This is a genomic window from Pseudomonas lutea (genome assembly GCF_000759445.1).
Taxonomy (GTDB): domain Bacteria; phylum Pseudomonadota; class Gammaproteobacteria; order Pseudomonadales; family Pseudomonadaceae; genus Aquipseudomonas; species Aquipseudomonas lutea.
On record NZ_JRMB01000001.1, the window covers coordinates 2,165,177 to 2,184,938 of the forward strand.

At 60.9% G+C, this 19,762-nt stretch carries 16 protein-coding genes and 4 tRNA genes; 9 read left to right on the plus strand and 11 right to left on the minus strand.

Features of this window, described 5'->3' with window-relative positions; translation table 11 throughout:
* Window positions 1-24: 24 nt before the first annotated feature.
* Window positions 25-648 carry a glutathione S-transferase family protein gene (locus tag LT42_RS09260; protein ID WP_037011784.1) on the minus strand — a complete coding sequence of 208 codons (624 nt, stop codon included), beginning with the start codon at window positions 646-648 and terminating at the stop codon, window positions 25-27.
* Between the two features lie 210 nt (window positions 649-858).
* On the opposite strand from LT42_RS09260, the gene LT42_RS09265 reads away from it, so the two are divergent.
* The 3 genes from LT42_RS09265 (at window position 859) to LT42_RS09275 (ending at window position 4,209) form a co-directional block, all read left to right on the plus strand.
* The gene (locus LT42_RS09265; RefSeq protein WP_037011786.1) at window positions 859-3,303 is read left to right on the plus strand and encodes an acyl-CoA dehydrogenase; all 2,445 of its coding nucleotides are present in this window, start codon (window positions 859-861) and stop codon (window positions 3,301-3,303) included.
* 227 nt (window positions 3,304-3,530) lie between these two features.
* Window positions 3,531-3,734 (plus strand): hypothetical protein, encoded by a 204-nt coding sequence (locus tag LT42_RS09270; RefSeq protein ID WP_037011788.1) that lies wholly within the window; start codon window positions 3,531-3,533, stop codon window positions 3,732-3,734.
* A 64-nt stretch (window positions 3,735-3,798) separates the two neighbouring features.
* A complete protein-coding gene (locus tag LT42_RS09275) occupies window positions 3,799-4,209 on the plus strand; it encodes a PA2817 family protein (RefSeq protein ID WP_037011790.1) in 411 nt (136 codons plus the stop codon).
* Between the two features lie 662 nt (window positions 4,210-4,871).
* On the opposite strand, the gene LT42_RS09280 is transcribed toward LT42_RS09275, so the two are convergent.
* Together LT42_RS09280 and LT42_RS09285 are read right to left on the minus strand one after the other, a co-directional pair.
* Complete coding sequence (locus LT42_RS09280; RefSeq protein WP_037011792.1) at window positions 4,872-5,675, minus strand: class II aldolase/adducin family protein; 804 nt, start codon at window positions 5,673-5,675, stop codon at window positions 4,872-4,874.
* Between the two features lie 245 nt (window positions 5,676-5,920).
* Window positions 5,921-6,826, minus strand: coding sequence for a LysR family transcriptional regulator (locus LT42_RS09285; protein WP_037011794.1), 906 nt, complete (start codon window positions 6,824-6,826; stop codon window positions 5,921-5,923).
* A gap of 200 nt (window positions 6,827-7,026) precedes the next feature.
* On the opposite strand from LT42_RS09285, the gene LT42_RS09290 reads away from it, so the two are divergent.
* The 5 genes from LT42_RS09290 to LT42_RS09310 all read left to right on the plus strand — a co-directional run bounded on the left by LT42_RS09290 (window position 7,027) and on the right by LT42_RS09310 (window position 13,154).
* Window positions 7,027-7,635, plus strand: coding sequence for a cysteine dioxygenase family protein (locus LT42_RS09290; RefSeq protein WP_037011796.1), 609 nt, complete (start codon window positions 7,027-7,029; stop codon window positions 7,633-7,635).
* Window positions 7,632-9,212: a rhodanese-related sulfurtransferase gene (locus LT42_RS09295; protein ID WP_037011798.1), complete on the plus strand. Its 1,581-nt coding sequence runs from the start codon at window positions 7,632-7,634 to the stop codon at window positions 9,210-9,212. Before LT42_RS09290 ends, LT42_RS09295 begins: the two co-directional genes overlap by 4 nt.
* A gap of 331 nt (window positions 9,213-9,543) precedes the next feature.
* Window positions 9,544-10,554 (plus strand): ABC transporter substrate-binding protein, encoded by a 1,011-nt coding sequence (locus tag LT42_RS09300; RefSeq protein ID WP_037011800.1) that lies wholly within the window; start codon window positions 9,544-9,546, stop codon window positions 10,552-10,554.
* Between the two features lie 36 nt (window positions 10,555-10,590).
* Window positions 10,591-11,970 carry an LLM class flavin-dependent oxidoreductase gene (locus LT42_RS09305; protein ID WP_052075205.1) on the plus strand — a complete coding sequence of 460 codons (1,380 nt, stop codon included), beginning with the start codon at window positions 10,591-10,593 and terminating at the stop codon, window positions 11,968-11,970.
* The gene (locus tag LT42_RS09310; RefSeq protein ID WP_037011803.1) at window positions 11,967-13,154 is read left to right on the plus strand and encodes an acyl-CoA dehydrogenase family protein; all 1,188 of its coding nucleotides are present in this window, start codon (window positions 11,967-11,969) and stop codon (window positions 13,152-13,154) included. Before LT42_RS09305 ends, LT42_RS09310 begins: the two co-directional genes overlap by 4 nt.
* Window positions 13,155-13,291: 137 nt before the next feature.
* On the opposite strand, the gene LT42_RS09315 is transcribed toward LT42_RS09310, so the two are convergent.
* From LT42_RS09315 to LT42_RS09340, 6 genes are all read right to left on the minus strand, one after another.
* A complete protein-coding gene (locus LT42_RS09315) occupies window positions 13,292-15,580 on the minus strand; it encodes a molybdopterin guanine dinucleotide-containing S/N-oxide reductase (RefSeq protein WP_037011805.1) in 2,289 nt (762 codons plus the stop codon).
* Between the two features lie 49 nt (window positions 15,581-15,629).
* Window positions 15,630-16,592, minus strand: a complete 963-nt coding sequence (locus tag LT42_RS09320) for an ABC transporter substrate-binding protein (RefSeq protein WP_070356532.1) — start codon at window positions 16,590-16,592, stop codon at window positions 15,630-15,632.
* A 269-nt stretch (window positions 16,593-16,861) separates the two neighbouring features.
* Window positions 16,862-16,937 (minus strand) — tRNA-Gly (locus LT42_RS09325).
* A gap of 3 nt (window positions 16,938-16,940) precedes the next feature.
* Window positions 16,941-17,016, minus strand: a tRNA-Glu gene (locus LT42_RS09330).
* A gap of 103 nt (window positions 17,017-17,119) precedes the next feature.
* Window positions 17,120-17,195: transfer RNA gene (locus LT42_RS09335), tRNA-Gly, on the minus strand.
* 2 nt (window positions 17,196-17,197) lie between these two features.
* Window positions 17,198-17,273 (minus strand) — tRNA-Glu (locus LT42_RS09340).
* 265 nt (window positions 17,274-17,538) lie between these two features.
* Between LT42_RS09340 and LT42_RS09345 the strand changes: the two genes are divergently transcribed.
* Window positions 17,539-18,312 (plus strand): hypothetical protein, encoded by a 774-nt coding sequence (locus LT42_RS09345; RefSeq protein WP_037011807.1) that lies wholly within the window; start codon window positions 17,539-17,541, stop codon window positions 18,310-18,312.
* A 47-nt stretch (window positions 18,313-18,359) separates the two neighbouring features.
* Here LT42_RS09345 and LT42_RS09350 read toward each other — a convergent pair whose 3' ends face one another.
* Window positions 18,360-18,842, minus strand: a complete 483-nt coding sequence (locus LT42_RS09350) for a GAF domain-containing protein (RefSeq protein WP_037011809.1) — start codon at window positions 18,840-18,842, stop codon at window positions 18,360-18,362.
* Complete coding sequence (locus LT42_RS09355; RefSeq protein ID WP_037011810.1) at window positions 18,839-19,732, minus strand: ATP-binding protein; 894 nt, start codon at window positions 19,730-19,732, stop codon at window positions 18,839-18,841. The genes LT42_RS09350 and LT42_RS09355 overlap by 4 nt, the downstream gene beginning before the upstream one ends.
* Between the last annotated feature and the right edge of the window lie 30 nt (window positions 19,733-19,762).

Sequence of the window (19,762 nt, forward strand, 5' to 3'; positions counted from 1 at the left end):
TATTAACTCGACGCTTGCCTGAACTCAGGTCAGCGCAGTCATGACGGCCTTGCGGTACGCCGGACGCTGTTGCAAACGCTCGTACCAGGCTTTGAGGTGAGCCAGCTCCATGCGTTCAATCGGCATTTCGAACCAGGCATAAATGAAGCTGCCGAGGGGAATGTCGCCCACACCGAATTCGGCGCCAGAGAGATAGGGCTGACTGGCCAATGCCTGATCGACAATGCTCAGCAGTTGCTCGATCCCGGCCTTCGCCGCATTGATCTGTGCCCAGTCCTGCTGTTCGACGGGGGTGCGCAACACGCCCCAGAACACTGTGCGGAAAGGACCTGCGAAGGTGGACGTGGTCCAGTCCATCCACTTCTCGGCCTGGGCCCGCTTCTGAGGATCGGCAGGATAGAGCCCGGTGTCAGCGCCATACTGTGCAGCGAGATAACGCACGATGGTGTTGGATTCCCACAGCACGAACGCCCCGTCTTCGATCATCGGCACCACGCCATTGGGGTTCTTGGCCAGATACTCGGGCTGGTCGTTGACCCCGAATGCGCCGCCGGCATTGAGCGACTCGTAGTCGAGCCCCAGTTCTTCGGCGATCCACAGCGCCTTGCGCACATTGGATGAGTTCTTGCGGCCCCAGATCTTCAACATGGTGGTCTATCTCCGTGTGGTCAACGCGCTGTGAGGATTTTTGCGGCCACAGTCTACTCCGGGATGCGGGTGTTCAAGCCACAACTTCCTGCGCATCGGCCAGCGCACGAACTCCCTTGGTAGCATGGGGTCACTATCGATGCGCGGGCCAGAGCGGCCGACTGCGCCGTCGGTTGCGCTGATCGCCGCCGCCATCATGGAGGGCTGTTTATGCTGTTGTTGTGGATTGTCGTGTTGGTAGTCGGCGTGGCCTGGTTGGCCCACCGGAGAATTGCGCCCTTCCCTGCCCTGGGCATCGTCGCCGTTTACTTGCTGGCGATGGGCGCATTCAGCCATGCCCACGGCTGGATGGTCATCCCTTGGCTGCTGTGGCTGGGTGTCGCGCTGTTTCTCGCGCTGCCCGACCTGCGCCGGCGGCATTTCAGTGCGCCAATGTTCACGTGGTTTCAAAAGGTGCTGCCGCCGATGTCGGCCACCGAGCGCGACGCCATCGACGCCGGCACGGTCTGGTGGGATGGCGAGCTGTTCAGCGGCCGTCCGGACTGGAACACTCTGCTCAGCTATCCGAAAAGCCAGCTGACTGAAGAAGAACAGGCGTTCCTCGACGGCCCGACAGAAGCGCTGTGCGCCATGGTCAGCGACTGGGAGATTGGCCAGGCGATGGACCTGCCGCCTGAGGCCTGGGCGCATATCAAGGCACATGGCTTCTTCGCCCTGATTATTCCCAAAGAGTACGGTGGCAAGGGGTTCTCCGCCTATGCTCACTCACAAGTGGCCATGAAGCTGGCCACCCGTAGCGGCGACCTCGCGTCCACGGTCATGGTGCCCAACTCGCTGGGCCCGGCCGAGCTGCTGCTGCATTACGGCACCGACGAACAACGCAACCATTACCTGCCGCGCCTGGCGCGTGGCGACGACATCCCCTGCTTCGCGCTGACCGGCCCGCTTGCTGGTTCCGACGCAGGTGCAATGCCGGACACGGGCATTATCTGCAAAGGCCAGTGGAAAGGTGAGGAAGTCATCGGCCTGCGCCTGACGTGGGAAAAGCGTTACATCACCCTCGGCCCGGTCGCGACCTTGCTGGGCCTGGCGTTCAAGGCTTACGACCCTGAGCATCTACTCGGCGACAAGGCAGACCTGGGAATTACTCTGGCGCTGATTCCTACGGACACCCCCGGTGTTGAAATCGGCCGCCGGCATGTGCCGCTGGGCGCGGCATTCATGAATGGCCCCAACTCGGGCAAGGATGTGTTTATCCCGCTGGAGTACCTCATCGGCGGTCAAGACATGCTCGGCAAGGGCTGGATGATGCTGATGAACTGCCTGTCGGTGGGACGATCGATTTCCCTGCCGGCAGTGGGCACCGGCGCAGCCAAGTTCACCAGTCTGGTGACGGGCCAGTACACACAGGTTCGCGAGCAATTCAACGTGCCACTGGCGGCGTTCGAAGGCATTCAGGAATCCCTTGCGCGCATCGGTGGCAACGCTTGGCTGATGGACAGCGCGCGCATTCTGACCGCCAACGCGGTGGACCTGGGCGAGAAGCCTTCGGTGCTGTCGGCGATTCTGAAGTACCACCTCACAGAGCGCGGCCGCGACTGCATCACCCATGCCATGGACGTGCATGGCGGCAAAGGCATCATCATGGGCCCGAACAACTATCTGGGTCGCTCGTGGCAGGGAGCGCCGATCTTCATCACGGTCGAAGGCGCGAACATTCTCTCGCGCAACCTGATGATCTTCGGTCAGGGCGCCATTCGCTGCCATCCGTTCGTGCTGAGGGAAATGGCCCTCGCCGGTCGTACGGATCGTGACCGCGCCGTGGTGGAATTTGACGGCCTGTTGATGCAACACATCGGATTCGCCGTACGCAACGCGGCCAGCACGCTGGTGCTGAACCTGGGCCTGGGTCACTTCGACAGCGTACCCGGCGACCGCCTGAGTCAGGGTTACTATAGGGCGCTCAACCGTCAAGCCGCCGCTTTCGCCATGCTCGCCGATCTGAGCATGATGTTGCTGGGCGGTGAGCTGAAGCGGCGCGAGCGGCTGTCGGCGCGCCTCGGCGATGTGCTGAGCCATATGTACCTGGCGTCGGCATCCCTCAAGCGCTACCACGATCTGGATTATCCCGAAGCCTTGGCGCCGCTGTTCTGCTGGTCCATGGAAGAGGCGCTGGGTGAGGCCGAACGTGCACTTGATGAACTGCTTAGCAATTTCCCGAACCGGGTAATGGGCGCGATGTTGCGGGTGATCGTGTTCCCGTTTGGTCGTCGCCACAAAGGGCCGTCGGACCGGCTTGATGCGCAAGTGGCGGAAATCCTGGGTCGCAGCAAGGGTGATCCGGCTCTGGAATCGGTGCTCGCCGGCTGCTATCGCCCGACGGATGCGGACGACCCGGTGGGCGCGTTGCAGCACGCAAGCGATTTGCTGAATGGCGCCAGGGCCGTGCGCAGCAAGCTGTATCACGCGGTGAAGAGCGGTCAGGTGAAGCCGGCGGGCGGTGAGCATCTGATCGATGCCGCACTTAATGCTGGCGTGCTGCTGCCTGCGGAAGCACAAACGCTGCGGGAAGCCGAGGCGGCCCGTCGCAAGGTCATCGATGTGGATGACTTTGCCAAGGAAGCGTTGCTCGCCACCGAAGGCAAAACCCGCTGATCGCCGTCAATATGTAGAGCTGCGCTTGCCCGCGATGGCGGTGACACAGTCGATGAAAACCAGTCGACTGTGTCAGGCTTTCTCGGCCAAGGTCCCCCCTGCATCTATCGCTGCGCAGTCTAGTCAGCCTGTCGCAAGCCTGAACACGACTTACGTCTACATACACCGGACGAGAGAATTGTCCTACACTCCTTGGTAACAACAAGAAAACACCAAGGGGACGCATCATGATTGACCATCGCATGACTCATCGCTGCCTGCTTGCCGACATCGCCTCGGGTGAAGACCTTTACAGCGGCGCGCCTTCACAAACCCTGCAAACCCTGCTGATGATTGGCTTCGTCACCCGTCTCCCGAGCCCGGACCACACCTACGCTCACTTCGCGCTCACCGAAGCAGGTCATCGGTATCTGGCGGGATTGTGGCATTGAGATAGCGGCAGGCATCGGGGGCCTCTATACTCCCCCGCCTGTTTTTGTCTCTGAGGGCTTCATCATGGCCGACGCCAATCTCGACCACACAATGAATCTGCTGCTGCACCTTCGCGGCATCCTGGTCGCGCTGGGAGAGGCCGAGCAGGTCCCCGAGGAAAGTCATGCGCTGTTCCTCGAACGTTACGACGAGCTACTGACCCTCCTGCCAGCTGACCCTATCGAAAGCCAGTATCTGGGCCAGGACTTGCTGTGTCAGGTGATTCAGCGCTATCCGCAGATTGCCCATCTCGTGCCGCGCGACCTGTTGTGGTACTTCGCCGGCGACTGCCTGCATTTCATGCCGGACGATGAGATCGACCTCTACACGGCGTTGGAAGAGCGCCGCCACGAAGCCGCCGAGAACGACGAGCCGTTTGACTGGAATCAGGAAAAGCAGCTGCTGGCGATGTCGCAGAGCGAATCGAAGCACTGACAGGCGTTGAGTTTTAGCCTCCAGTGCGAGGCCCAGGCAAGACGCAAATCGACCGCCCCCCTGTAAAAGCGGGCTTGCTGGCGAACTCGGTGTGTCAGGCATTTAAATGACCCAGGTATATCGCGTTCGCGGGCAAGCGCGCTCCTACAGGTATCGCAGCATGGCGCGCGTCGCGGGTTGAATGCCCGGACCTCATCTGATGGCCGAGTTTGGCGCCATCGCCCCGCTTTTGCAGGAGCGCGCTTGCCCGCGATTGAGTTTTTCCAGCGCTAGAGATGTGGCGTATCAACTGGCCTCTTCGCGGGCAAGCGCGCTCCTACAGGTATCGCAGCATGGCGCGCGTCGCGGGTTGAATGCCCGGACCTCAGCTGATGGCCGAGATTGGTGCCATTGCCCGGCTTCTGTAGGAGCGCGCTTGCCCGCGAATGGATTTTTCCAGCGCTAGAGATGCGGCGTATCAACTGACCTCTTCGCGGGCAAGCGCGCTCCTACAATGTCGGGTGCCGGGCAGTCATCATTCGGCAGTCAGCGGTCAGCAATCAGCGGCCGGCATTCGGCAGTCAGCACTCAGCACTCAGCAGTCAGCAATCAGCAATCAGCAATCAGCAATCAGCAATCAGCAATCGCTGTGACAACTATCAACGGCGTCGTGCAAATCCCGGTCAGTCCTGATAACCGGTGCCATGCCGGTCCAGCTCGCGAATCAGAGCGTTCCAGTGCCGCGCTACGCCTGGCCCCGTACCGCTTTTGATCACACTGGCCTGCGCCTCCACACGCTTGACCACCTCATCTGGCGGAAAGATCAGCTCGACATTGCCCGCTGCCTGCGCAGCGATCTGAATAGTGCAGGCGTATTCGAGGTTATGCAGCTGTTGAAACGCATGCTCGACGCTCACGCCTGCAGTGAGCAGCCCGTGATTGCGCAGAATCATCACACTTTTATCGCCAAGGTCCGCCACCAGGCGTTCGCGTTCGCCCAGGTCCTGGGCAATGCCTTCATAGCCGTGATAGGCCACCCTGCCGGAGAAAGCCAGGGAATGCTGCGAGATGAGCAATAAACCGTTTTTCTGCGCGGACACCGCAATGCCGTCGCGGGTATGGGTATGCAGCACCGCCTGCAAATCGGGACGCGCGGCATGGATAGCGCTGTGGATCACGTAACCGGCGTTGTTGATGCCCAGCCCGGTCGGGTCGTCGATCACGGTGCCGTCGATGTCGACCTTCACTAGATTGGAGGCCGTGATCTCATCGAACAGGAGCCCAAAAGGGTTGATCAGGAAATGCTCGGCAGGCCCCGGAACACGCGCGGAAAAGTGCGTGTAGATGTGGTCGGTCCAGCGTTTCAGGGCCGCGATCCGGTAGGCCGCCGCCAGTTTCACCCGCACCTCCCACTCTTGCGGGCTAACTCGATCGCGCACGCTGCCGATGTTGCCTGACAGAACGGGCAAAGAACTGACGATGCTCATGTTTGACTCCCTGATAGTCTGGATCAGACGTAATCAGCGCAGCCTAGCCGGTGAAGTAAATGATTAAAAAGCACATTTACTTCTAAGCTAATCATCAATTTTTTTTATTATGAGATGAACCCGGTGTGCTGGCGAACAGGGCTAGCCAGGCACACCTAAGGTGAATACCCAGACTGCGTTCGCCAGCAAGCCGGCTCCTACAGGGGGATGCGCTTGTGCAGCCACCTCGGTGCGGCGTCGGGGATTCACGCCGCATCCCGCTCCTGCTTCAGCGAATCAGCCACCAGGTTGCCGAACGCAGCCACCGGCGCCTGCAAGTTGCCCAAAAAGCGCGGCTGGATCAGCCACAGGTCCAGCACCGGCTTGAAGTCCTTGAGAGGCATGACGGCGAGCGAATCCCGGTGACTGCTGCGCTCCAGCAGCGGGCGTGGCACAAGACCCAGGCCCAACCCGTCAGCGACCAGGCCCAGTTGCAGCTCGGTGCCGAAGGTTTCAAGGTTAACCTTCAAGCTCAAACCCTGATCCGTCAGGGTGCGTTGCAGCCCGGCGCGGAAACCGCAGCCATCCGGGTTGAGCACCCATCCCAGGTCGTAACAATCGGCCAGCTTGACCGGCTTCTTCGGCAGCGCTTGCCGGGCGCACACCACCACCAACTCCATCTTCCCGAGGGATTCGCCCACGATGCCCTCGGGGAAAATTTTCCCCGCCGGGAATAACGCGGCGGCGGCATCCAGCTCACCGTTTTCGATTTTGCCAATCAGATTGCTGCCCCACCCGGTCACCACTTGCGCACGCAGATCGGGAAATTGCCCACGCAGATGTTTCAGCGCGTCCAGCAGCACCACGTCGCCGATGGTTTGCGGCACACCCAGCCGAAGCAGGCCGCTGGGCGGGGTATCGCTGGCGACCAGTTCGCGCAACGCGTCCATTTCCCGCAGGATCGCGAGGCATTTCTGATAAACCTGTGTCCCCATCGGGGTCGGCTTGAGTGGCTTGGTGTTACGGTCGAACAACTCCACACCCAGCGCTTGCTCGAAGTTCTGCACGCGGCGCGTGATGGCGGGCTGTGTCAGTTCCAGAGATTCAGCGGCATGGCTGATCGACTGGCAGCGGATCACCGCCACGAAGGCATCGATGTCATCAATTTTCATTCGGATCGCACATGGAATTTAAGGAACAAGATAGGCAAAAATCATAATGGCTATCCTCATCTGTGAATAGTCCGAATACAGTCGGGGGTGTGGGTAGCAATCAAGCGCTTCGTTTTGGTTATAACCTAATCATCAATAGATAGCATATTAGACGCCCGCATTATGCTTATATTGGCCACCCCAAACTACGCGGAGCCGACATGACTCATACCCGCCACCCTGAACGGCTCAGGACTTTTATCAGTGCGATGGCCGAACTGATCGAGGACGTCCCGCGGGAAAGCGATCTGCTTTCCCGGGGCGGTCAGCTGCTTCGCCAACTGGTCAGCCATGACGACTGGCTGCAGGACGAATTCACGGTTCCCGATCAGACCCGCTATCAGCAATTTCTGCTGCATGCCGATTCGCGGCAGCGATTTTCAGTGGTCAGTTTTGTCTGGGGGCCCGGTCAGGAAACGCCCATCCACGATCACCGGGTCTGGGGTCTGATCGGCATGCTGCGCGGCGCCGAGTACTCACAGGGCTTTGCCCGCAGCGCCGATGGCCGCCTTGAGCAGGAGGGACGGCCGATCCGCCTCGAACCCGGTCAGGTCGAGACGCTATCGCCGCACAGCAATGATATTCATCAGGTGAGCAACGCGTTCGACAATCAGGTTTCGATCAGCATTCATGTGTATGGCGCCAATATCGGCGCGGTAAAGCGCGCTGTCTATCAAGCGGATGGCAGCGAGAAACTGTTCATCTCCGGCTATTCAAATGCCTTTCTCCCGAACATCTGGGATCTGTCCAAAGAGAGCCAAGCCCAATGACCCTGCACACCCGTTCATATGCTGATGTCCGCCAGGCACTGCTGGCTCACGAAGAAGTCGCGCTGGTCGATGTTCGCGAAGAAGCGCCGTTCGCTGAAGCTCACCCGTTGTTTGCAGCCAATATCCCGCTGTCGAAGCTGGAGCTCGAAGTGCTCGCGCGCATCCCCCGCCGCGACACGGCCATCACGCTGTATGACAACGGCGAAGGCTTGGCCGAGCGTGCGCTGGCGCGTCTGCAATCGCTCGGGTACAGCGACGTCAAACTGCTTGAGGGCGGCCTGCAGAGCTGGCGCGACGCGGACGGTGAGCTGTTCATCGACGTCAATGTACCCAGCAAGGCATTTGGTGAGCTGGTTGAGCATCACCGCCACACACCTTCGCTGGCCCCCGAAGAGGTGAAGCAGTTGCTGGACGCCAAAGCCGACGTGGTGGTGCTGGATGCGCGCCGGTTCGACGAATACCAGACCATGAGCATTCCCAACGGCGTCAGCGTGCCTGGCGCCGAGCTGGTGTTGCGTGCACGCGAGCTGGCGCCCAATCCGCAGACCCGCATCATCGTCAATTGCGCCGGCCGGACGCGCAGCATTATCGGCACTCAATCGCTGGTGAACGCTGGCCTGCCCAACCCGGTGTCCGCGCTGCGCAACGGTACGATTGGCTGGCTGCTGGCCGGGCAGACGCTGGATCATGGCCAGTCGCGGCGCTTTGCGCAGGTCAGTCCTGCGACGCTTGAGGTCGCCCGGGCGGATGCGCGCCGGGTCGCGGACAAAGCCGGCGTGAAACGCGGCAGCCGTGCCGATTTGGCCGCTTGGCAGGCGGACACCACCCGCACGACGTACCTCTTCGACGTGCGCACGCCTGAGGAGTTTGAAGCCGGGCATGTGCCGGGCGCCCGCTCTACACCGGGCGGCCAACTGGTGCAGGAGACCGATCACTACGCCAGTGTGCGCGGTGCACGGATTGTGCTGGTTGACGACGACGGGGTGCGCGGGAACATGTCGGCGTCCTGGCTGGCGCAACTGGGCTGGGAGGTGGCAGTGCTGGACGACTTGAATGCCGAGGATTTCAGCGAGCACGGCGCCTGGAATGCACCGACGCCACCGCAGCCTCAAGTCGAGGAAGTCTCGGCCGAAACGTTACGCGAATGGCGCAGGCACGGCGACGTTGCGGTACTTGACTTCACCTCCAGCGCGAACTACGTCAAGCAGCACATACCAGGCGCATGGTGGACCCTGCGAGCCGATCTTGCGCAGGCGCTGCAAGCGATCCCCGTCGCGGGGCGTTACGTGCTCACCTGCGGGAGCAGCAAGCTTGCGCGCCTTGCGGTGGCGGAAGTCGAAGCGCTGACCGGCAAGCCGGTGTTTGTGCTGAAGGACGGCACCGCCAGCTGGATCGCTGCAGGGCTGGAGCTTGAGCATGGTGAAAGTCATCTGGCGTCCCCGCGCATTGACCGCTACCGCCGACCTTATGAAGGTACGGATGCGCCACGCGAAGCGATGCAGGCGTATCTGGACTGGGAATATGGGCTGGTTGAGCAATTGGCCCGCGACGGCACCCACGGCTTTTATGTGATCTGAGCCACGTGATCTGAGCTATCTAATCTGAGCCGGGTCCTGCGTGCAGGAGTCCTCGCCCGCGATACGCGATAGCGGTGTGTCAGTGACCGGATACGGCGCATGCAAATTGCATTCGCGGGCAAGCGCGCTCCTACACAAACACGCATCATCTCGAAGCTCTATATGCATTAATCTGATATAAGTGCATTTATATAATCACACAAATACATAATTAGCTTATAACCAAACGATACTTCTATTCCCTTTCTTATAGGCATAAGGTCAAACCTCTTGCCGACCCCTTCTCCAGGCGGAGGCCAAGCATTCACCTCGACGCCTGGAGACACGCACCATGTTCGCCCCCTTCCCTGCCTTGCGACGCGTCAGAACCGTCTGGCTCGCCAGCTTGCTGGCATTGTCATTCGGCGGCGCCACACATGCCGCCGAACCGCTACAGCCCTTGCTAGTGGCCAACCAGAAATCTGCCTTGAAGGTGCTGCTGGAGGTTTCCGGCGAGCTGAAAGACGTCCCGTATGAAATCAAATTTTCGGAGTTCCCTTCAGCATCGCCATTGGGCGAAGCACTGAATGCCGGCGCGGTCGACGTCGGCGCGCTGGGCGATGCGCCGTACGTGTTCGCCTTGGGCGCGGGCGCCTCGTTGAAGGTCATCAGCATTACCCACGTCAGCGGTCGCTACACCACGGCGCTGATTGTGCGCGATGACTCGCCGATCCAATCTGTCACCGACCTCAAGGGCAAGCGCATCGTCACCGGCCGCGGCTCCATCGGCCACTACCTGGCCATCCGCGCGTTGAACGAAGCGGGACTGAAAACCAGCGACGTCCACTTCGTCTATCTGTTACCCAGTGAATCCCGCCTGATTCTCGATAACGGGGACGCCGATGCGTGGGCCACGTGGGCACCGTACACCACCGTCGCGACGCAGAACGGCGCGCGCATCCTGCCGAGCGGGCCGGACCTGTTGACCAACCATTCCTACCTGGCTGCGACCAGCAAAGCCATCGCCGATAAGCGCGTGCAACTGGATGACTTCGTGGTGCGCCTCGACCGGGCCTATCGCTGGGTCAACGATCACCCTGCCGAATACGCCGCCGCGCAGACCAAGGTCACAGGGCTGCCACTGGCCGTGCATCTGGCCGTCAACCAGGACACAAAAATGGAGCGGGTGAGCATTGACGATGGCGTGATCAAAGGCCTGCAGAACACCGCAGACATCTATCAGCGCGAGGGCATCCTCACCCGGCATGTCGACGTGTCTCACGGTTTCGATCCGGAGTTCAACGCCATTCGCCTGGCCGCCGAGCGCGCTGCCAACCCGACCAATCCGCAAGCTGCGCGCTAAGCGCCGCCTCGAATCAGCGACTCAGGAGCACACATCATGAGCAAACCTCGTCAACTCAAATTTGGCGCCATGGTCCACGGCGTGGGCCACGGCTGGGGCGAATGGCGCCACCCGCAGGCCCAGGCCGACGCCAGCACTAACTTCCACTGGTACAAGGGCCAGGCCCGATTGGCCGAAGACGCGAAGTTCGACTTCGTATTCATCGCCGACAGCCTGCACATCCACGAGCGATCCAGCCCCCATTACCTCAACCGTTTCGAACCGCTGACCCTTCTGTCGGCGCTGGCAGCGACAACCTCGAAGATCGGCCTGGTGGCCACCGTGACCGTCAGCTATACCGAGCCCTTTCAGGTGGCGCGACAGCTTGCCTCCCTGGACCACATCAGCGGCGGTCGCGCGGGATGGAACGTTGTGACGTCCTGGCTCAGCGGCACGGCGGAAAACTTCAGTAAGGACGAGCACCCGCCCCACGCCGTGCGCTATCGAATCGCCAGGGAGCACGTGTCGACGGTCAAAGGGCTGTGGGACTCGTGGGAAGACGATGCCTTTACCCGCAACAAACAGACCGGCGAGTTTTTCGACCGCGGCAAACTGCACGCCCTGAATCACAAGGGCGACTTCTTTCAGGTCAAGGGCCCGCTGAACATTGCCCGGTCGCGTCAGGGCCAGCCGGTGCTGTTTCAGGCCGGCACTTCCGAGGACGGGCGCAATTTCGCCGCCGAATACTCCGATGCGATATTCGTCCACGCCGAGTCGCTGGAGGAAGCGCAGGCTTACTACGCAGACCTCAAACGACGCGCCATAGGGTTCGGCCGCAACCCGGATGACCTGTCGATCCTGCCGGGAATCCGTCCCATCGTCGGTCGCGATGCCACGGAGGTGGAGCGGCGCTATCAGCAAGCCGTCGAACTGGTGAGTATCGAAGATGCCATCGTCGCGCTGGGCCGGCCGTTCAATGACCACGACTTCAGCCAGTATCCGCTGGATGCGCCATTCCCGGACGTAGGGGATCTGGGTGCCAACAGTCAGAAAGGCGGCTCTGATCGCATCAAGCAGCAGGCGCGGGAGCAAAAACTCACCCTGCGCCAGGTTGCACTGGACTTTTCCAGTCCCCGGCGCGAATTCGTTGGCACACCCGAGCAGGTCGCCGACGCGATCCAGCATTGGTTTGAGCATGGTGCCAGTGACGGCTTCATCATCAATTCGTTGCTGCCGGACGGCCTTAAGACGTTCACCGAATGGGTCATACCTGTCCTTCAGCAGCGCGGTCTGCAGCGCAGCGACTACAACGGCTCGACGTTGCGCGAACACTTCGGTCTGGCCTTTCCGGTCAATCGTTACACCGCCGCACGGCAGGCGGAGCAGACTGATGCAGAGCCCCGTTATCCAAACGCTCATGCGCAGGTTCCGGCATGAACGCAGGTGTGCAGTGGCAAGCCGCCCCGACGCCGGACGTTGAGTCAGATGCCGCGTTTGCCGCGCGTTTGCAGGGCATCACCCAGCGGTTGGCCGAAACCGCGCAGCACTACGATGAAAGCGCTGAATTCCCCCACGCCAACTTCCGTTTGCTGCACGAGCACGGCTTACTTGGGCTGACTGTCGAGGCTGCACTGGGTGGCGGCGATGCCGATCTCGAAAAAGCACGGCAGGTGATCAGCGCCGTGGCGCGGGGTGAACCGTCCACTGCGTTGATTCTGGTCATGCAGTACCTTCAGCATGCGCGGATGCGCGAGGCCAAAAACTGGCCTGACCCTCTCTACCGGCAAGTGGCGCTTGATGCGGTAAGAAACGGCGCGCTGATCAATGCCCTGCGGGTTGAGCCGGACCTGGGTTCGCCTTCGCGCGGTGGGCTGCCGGCGACAATTGCACGCCGCACCGCAGAAGGATGGCGGATCGACGGCCGCAAGATTTACTCGACAGGCAGCCACGGTCTGACCTGGCTGAATGTCTGGGCGCGCAGCGATGACGTCGATCCGCGCGTGGGCGTTTGGCTGGTGCCCAGGAACAGCCCGGGTGTGCGCATTGTCGAGGACTGGGACCATTTGGGCATGCGCGCGACGTCCAGCCACGAGGTGATTTTCGACAACGTGCTGGTGCCGCTCGAGCATGCCGTCAACACCAGCCCGGCAAGGTCTCCCCAGCCAGAGCTGGATGCGATCGGTTTGCTGTGGATGGCGGTGCTGCTGTCGTCGGTCTATGACGGCATCGCGCAATCGGCACGGGACTGGCTGGTGGATTTCCTGGAGCAACGCGCGCCCTCAAATCTTGGCGCATCGCTGTCGACGCTGCCGCGCTTTCAGGAAGTGCTCGGCCACATCGACACGCTGCTGTTCGCCAACAGGACATTGCTGCAAGCGGCGAGCCACGGCTTGACGCCGCCCGCCCATGCAGCGCAGATCAAATACCTGGTGACCAGCAACGCAATCCGTGCGGTCGAGTTGGCCATCGAGGCAACCGGCAACCCCGGCCTGTCGCGAAGCAACCCGCTGCAACGACACTACCGCAACGTACTCTGCGGCCGCGTGCACACGCCGCAGAATGACGTGGTGTTGCAAGGGGTGGGCAAAGCGGTATTTGCGGGGCGTGCGGTCAAATTGTGAACTGCGAGGGGTGGCGCGCAGCTATAGAGAACCTGTAGGACCGGCTTCAGCCGGGAAGGCGCCACTATGAGCACACCCAATCTTGCAGCGTGACATGCGACGTCTTCCCGGCTAAAGCCATACCTACGTTCAGCCTATCAAGCCAACATCTCCGGCGGCGCGAATGCGGTGATGGCGGGCAGCTCGCCGTGCCATTTTTCGACCTCGACCGACACCGTCTGCGCCGAACATCCCTGAGACAGGCTCGACGCACCGACATCCTCGGTCACCACGTTGGGGTTGCCGTGTATTTCCAGGCTATTGGCTTGCCCTTTCACCAGCGGATCAAACCAGGCGCCTGTGGCTATCTGCACGACGCCCGGCCGAATATCGTCGGACACCCGCACCCCGGCCAGAAACGCGCCTCGGCTGTTGTAAACCCGGACCACATCCCCCTCGCAAATCCCCCGCGCCAGGGCGTCTTGCGGGCTGATCGTCATCGGCTCACGGCCCTGTATTTTCGACGCCTGACTGTAACTTCCATGGTCGTACTGGCTGTGCAGGCGCGTCTTCGGCTGATTCGACAGCAGATGCAGGGGCAGCAATGGCGCGGGCTTGTCCAGCCACACGGGATGGCCGGGGCAGTCGGCATAACCGAACCCGGCGATCGTTTCACTGAATATCTCGATCTTGCCCGAAGGCGTCTGCAGCGGGTTCCCCAACGGGTCCTCACGAAACGCCCGCAGCAGCACCGTCTCATCGAGCGGGTAATCCAGCTCGATCAGGCCTTCGTGCCAGAATTGCTCAAACTCGGGCAATTCAATGGCGAAGCTTCTGGCGCGCGGCCGCGACTCTTCATACAGCAAGCGCAGCCATTGCCCGGCGTCGCGGCCTTCAGTAAACAGAGATTCACAGCCCAGCCGACGGGACAGCTCGGCAAAAATTGCGTAGTCATCGCGCGCCTCCCCCACCGGCTCGATTGCCTGATGCATGGCGATCATGAAGCGGTCCGACGCCGCGCTGCCGATGTCATCGCGCTCCAGCGCAGTGGTGGCTGGCAGCACGATATCTGCGTGTTTGGCCTGAGCCGTCCAGAACTGTTCGTGAACGACAATGGTTTCCGGCCGCTGCCAGGCGGTCAACAGACGGTTGATGTCCTGATGATGGTGGAAAATATTGCCGCCAGCCCAATACACCAGCCGTATGTCCGGGTACACATGACGCTGGCCGTTGTAATCAAAGCTTTCACCTGGGTGAAGCAGCATGTCGGTCACCCGCGCGACCGGTATGAACGCCTTGACCGGGTTAACCCCTTGAGAAAAGCGCGGCCCGGAAAATGCCTTGCGGCCGCTGCCGGTGTTGTTCATGCAGCCATAACCCAGACCAAACCCGCCGCCCGGCAGGCCGATCTGACCCAGCATCGCCGCCAGCGTCACCGTCATCCAGAATGGCTGCTCGCCAAACTGCGCGCGCTGCAATGAATAAGCGACGTTGATCATGGTGCGCTTCGCGGCCATCTCGCGTGCAAGTTCAGTGATGCGGTAAGCGGGGATATCTGTCAGTAAAGCCGCCCACTCGGGCGTCTTGGCCACACCATCGGCTGCGCCACGCACATACTCGATGAACCGCTCATGGCCCACGGTGTACTCGCGCAGGAAGGCCTCATTGTGCAGCCCTTCATCCACCAGCACCCAACACAGCGCCATCATTAACGCCGTGTCAGTGCCGGGCCGCACGGCCAGCCATTCAGTATGCTCGGGCCCGAGCAGGTCGTCTCGCAACGGGCTGACATTGACGAAGCGCACGCCGGCGTTGGACATCTGACGAATGCCGCTGCTGACCAGATGATCGCTGGCGCCACCGGGGCTGCATTGCGCGTTCTTGACGGGCAGGCCGCCGAATGCCACGAACAGCTCGCAATGCTCCGCCAGATTTTGCCAGGACGTGTGCGCCGCCAGCAGCCAGTCCATGTTGCCGACGATATGCGGCATCAACACACGACCCGCGCCAAGGCTGTAACTGTCAACGCTGTACGCGTAGCCGCCATAACTGTTGAGAAACCGGTGCAACTGACTCTGGGCGTGATGAAAGCGCCCTGCACTGCCCCAGCCGTAGCTGCCGCCGAAGATGGCCTGGTTGCCGTGCTCGCCTTTTACCCGGGTGAGCTCCGTCGCCACCAGGTCCAGAGCGACGTCCCACGACACCTCAATGAATGCTTCATTGCCGCGCAGATGCGGATTGCGCAACGCCGGGTGATCGTCAAAGCGCTCAAGAAAACTGCGCCGCACGGCGGGCCGACGGATGCGCGTGGTTGAGTCGATCGCACCCGGAATGGACGCACCGATCGGTGAAGGGTCCCCGTCCCAGTGCGCCGGGTCCATGCCTGTTAGACGCCCGTTGACAACGCGCGGACGGTAAACGCCCCAATGCAGCGAGGTGAAGCCCATGGATACGTGCTCCTGCAGACCAGAGCCTGCGGTGACTGGCAATGAGTGATCAACGCGCCGCTTGTGCCGGAGCCTGCTCTACAGCCTTGAAAGCGGAGGCGAACGAGTCATCGAACACAGTGCCAGCCGGATAGGATTTCGTCAGCCCGGCGTCGTTGAAAAAGTCGATGGTCTGTTGGGCCTGACTGATGACTTGCGGCGTGATGGGCAATACCACCGTCGCAGAACGCTCGAACCAGCGCCGCGCCACTTCCGGGTCCGCTTTGGACAGGACCGCCCAGGCATTGGCATAGGTGTCGGTGTTTCGCTTGTTGGCCACGGACCAGGCCCGCGCCTTTTGCAGGCGCTGGATGAAATCGCTGATCAACTCGCGCTTGCCGGTAATCGAGCGGTCATTGGCGACGATGAAGCTCTGCGCCGGAATCAGGTTCTGCGCGGTGATGATCACCCGGCTGCCTTGCCGTTCCTGCTGAATCACATAGGGGTCCCAGGTGGCGATGGCATCAACCGAACCGCCATCCAGAGCATGAGACGCGTCCAGGGCACTGAGGTAGCGGTACTCGACCGCGTCCCGGGCAATGCCGGCCTTGTCCAGCGCGGTCAGCATCAACTGCTGGCTCCACGACCCTTTCCAGATGGCCACGCGCTTGCCCTTAAGGTCCGCCACCGATTTGATTGTTGAGTCCTTACCGACCACGATCGCCACGCCCGCGAGGTTTTGCCGGGACACGCCCACCACTTTGATCGGGGCGCCCAACGCACCGAGAAATAAGACCGGCGCGTCACCCAGCAAGCCGACGTCCAGACTGCCCGCGTTCAACGCTTCTGCTACGGGCGAGCCCGCAGTGAACTGCTTCCACTCCAGCGTGTAGGGCAAATCATCGAGTACGCCAGCCGCCTCCATGACCGTCCGCGCGCCGTAGCTCTGGTCGCCCACGATCAGCTCGGCGGCCAGAGCGGCGTGAAGAGAGGTTGTTAATAGAAGAAGGGATAACGCAGGGCGTAGCAGAATGGATTTGATCGACACAGGCTGTCTCCGAAAGGCTCATCAGAACCGGATCATGAAATGAACGCCGGTCCGCCTGTGCGGTAGCCGATCCAGGCCCTGCCGCTTGACGCAGCGCGGGGACACGAACCATAGCATCGAAATTTATATTAAATAAATTCAATATAGTTATATTGAAATATGCAGATTGTTCAGCACTGACAGCTACGCAATCCCTGACCACAAAATCGACACGAACAAAAACGCCGCTCTGGTGAGCGGCGTTTTTGAGAATTTGGAGCGGGAAACGAGACTCGAACTCGCGACCCCGACCTTGGCAAGGTCGTGCTCTACCAACTGAGCTATTCCCGCAAATGGCGTCCCCTAGGGGACTCGAACCCCTGTTACCGCCGTGAAAGGGCGGTGTCCTAGGCCACTAGACGAAGGGGACACTGCCTGGAAACACCATGGTGTTGTGTTCCAGTTCCAGAAACATGTCCAAGGACACTTCCTGGTTTCACTCAACTTCACCCTGGAGCAAAGCTGCTTAAAAATGGAGCGGGAAACGAGACTCGAACTCGCGACCCCGACCTTGGCAAGGTCGTGCTCTACCAACTGAGCTATTCCCGCAATGGCGTCCCCTAGGGGACTCGAACCCCTGTTACCGCCGTGAAAGGGCGGTGTCCTAGGCCACTAGACGAAGGGGACACGCTACATCATTCACTACCTGCTACGCTTGGCTGTGTGCTTTACGCTGCAAGTGGCGCGCATTCTATGGATGGATATAGGGGTCGTCAACCCCCCAGTGAAAATTTATTCAAATCAATGACTTCGCCCTTTATTTAGCTCATGGACGGCCGATACACACGTGTCAGGCACCGCGGCTTATATCAAGCGGACCGACAGGACCATCTTCCCGCGATAGTGGATTGCCACTACACTCGCGCAAATTGACTTGATTGAGGCTTGTGCGGTGACTCCACTCATTATCACCCTGTTCGTCGTAGCAGGCATCGTGCTCCTCATCGCTGTCGGCTATTTGAACCATGTCGCAGAGGGCAAAAAGGTCGAGCGCGCGCGCAGCCTGGTCGAGCTTAATGACCGACTGCGACGCTGCAGCGAGCTGTCCGAAACCTTCCCGGGTCAGCTGATGACGCCGGCGCTGAAGTTGCTGTTGGTCAGGCTGGAGCTCAACGTAGTCAAGCGCCTGATCGCGCTGGAACGAAGAAACAACCCGAACCTTGAAGAACGCAAGACCGAACTCGAAGCGCTCGTGGCTCAGGGTGATGCCATCACCATCAGCAACCCGGCCAGCCCGATCCAGACCGAGGCCAAGGCCAAGGATGTGCGCTTCCTTTTAGAAGCCATGCATGGCCAAGTCACTCGCGCGGCCCACGATGGCTTTCTGCAGACCGCCGAGGCCAAGCATTGGATTCGCGAGATCCGCAATATGCTGGTGCTGTTGCACATCGAGTTCTTCAATAATCTTGGGCAGCACGCCCTGAATCAGGAACAGCCCGGCCAGGCCCGACTCGCCTTCGAGCGCGGTGTTCAGTATTTGAAGAATCAGCCAGAGCCAGCGCCGTGGAAAACCCACCTGCAGGCCATGGAACGGCAGCTGGCACGCGCCAATTCGATGGTGCTGGACACCATCGCCCCGACCGAAGATGACAATAACGAGCTGACCGAAGGGCTGCGGGTGGTGGAAGCCGACGCCGAATGGAAAAAGAAAGCCATCTACGACTGATGGCTCGGGCCTGACGCACCGCCCAGTGCGGTGCGTCAGGCCTCAGTTCAGCAATCGGTATATTTCAAGAAGATAGCCGCCAGCCCCTCAACCCCCGCCTGATCCTCCTCGCTGAAACGCCCAACGCTCGGGCTGTCCAGATCCAGAACGCCAATCAGCCGCCCCTCTTTGACCAACGGCACCACCAGCTCGCTGTTGGAGGCGCTGTCGCAGGCGATGTGTCCGGGAAACTCATGGACATCGACCACGCGCTGGGTTTCGCGACTTTGCGCAGCAGTGCCACAGACGCCTTTACCGAAGGGAATGCGCACGCAGGCGATCTGCCCTTGAAACGGGCCCAGCACCAGCTCTTCACTGCGATTGAGGTAGAAGCCTGCCCAGTTCAGATCATCGAGCTGGGTATAAAGGAATGCCGAAAACTGCGCAGCATTCGCAATGAAGTCACGCTCATCCGCCAGAAGGGATTCCAGCTGTGCCGCGAGCAGGCGGTAGCCATCAAGGCCCTCGCCTGCGGTATTCAAATCGATCATGGGTGTTGCTCCAGCATTTTCAAACCAACCCAATAACGGGCGAACTGATACGCGCAACGTCCGTTGCGATTGCCACGGCCGGTTGCCCAGCGCACGGCCTCGATGTCGAGCGCTTCGTCGCGCTGCCATTGCAGCCCGGCCTTGGTGGCCAACTCGCCAACCCAATGCTCGACGACATCCAGAAAGTGTTCTTGAGTGAAGGGATAAAACGACAGCCACAGGCCAAAGCGGTCCGACAACGCGATCTTGTCCTCCACCGCCTCGCTGGGGTGAATCTCGCCGTCATCACCGCGCTGCCAGTGAGCGTTGTCGCTCTCCTTCTCGGGCACCAGGTGGCGGCGGTTGGAGGTGGCGTACAGCAGAACGTTGTCCGGCGCCTGCTCCAGCGAACCGTCGAGGACACTTTTAAGAACGCGGTAATCGCCTTCACCGGATTCGAACGACAGGTCATCGCAAAACAACACGAAGCGCTGTGGCAGCTTTTGCAGTTGCTCGACCACGCGGGGCAGGTCACCCAGATGATCGCGCTCGATCTCGATCAGGCGCAGACCCGCTCTGGCATGCTCGGCCAGCAGGGCGCGAACCAGCGATGACTTGCCTGTACCGCGAGAGCCCCACAACAGCGCATGGTTGGCGGGTAATCCGTCGATGAACTGCTGCGTATTGCGGCCCAGTTGCTCACGCTGACGGTCGACGCCGATGAGGTCGGACAGGCGCATGTCCAGGGTGACGTCGAGTGGCATCAGGTATCCGACACGACCCTCGCGCACCCAGCGCGCCGCCAGGGTGGTCTCCCAGTCCACGGGCTGCCGCACGGCAGGCAGCAAGGGTTCGAGCCGCGCCAGTACCGATTCGGCGCGCTCAAGAAATGCGTTCAATCGAGAATCCACGGTTTCTCCTTGATTTAACGGGTTAACGCC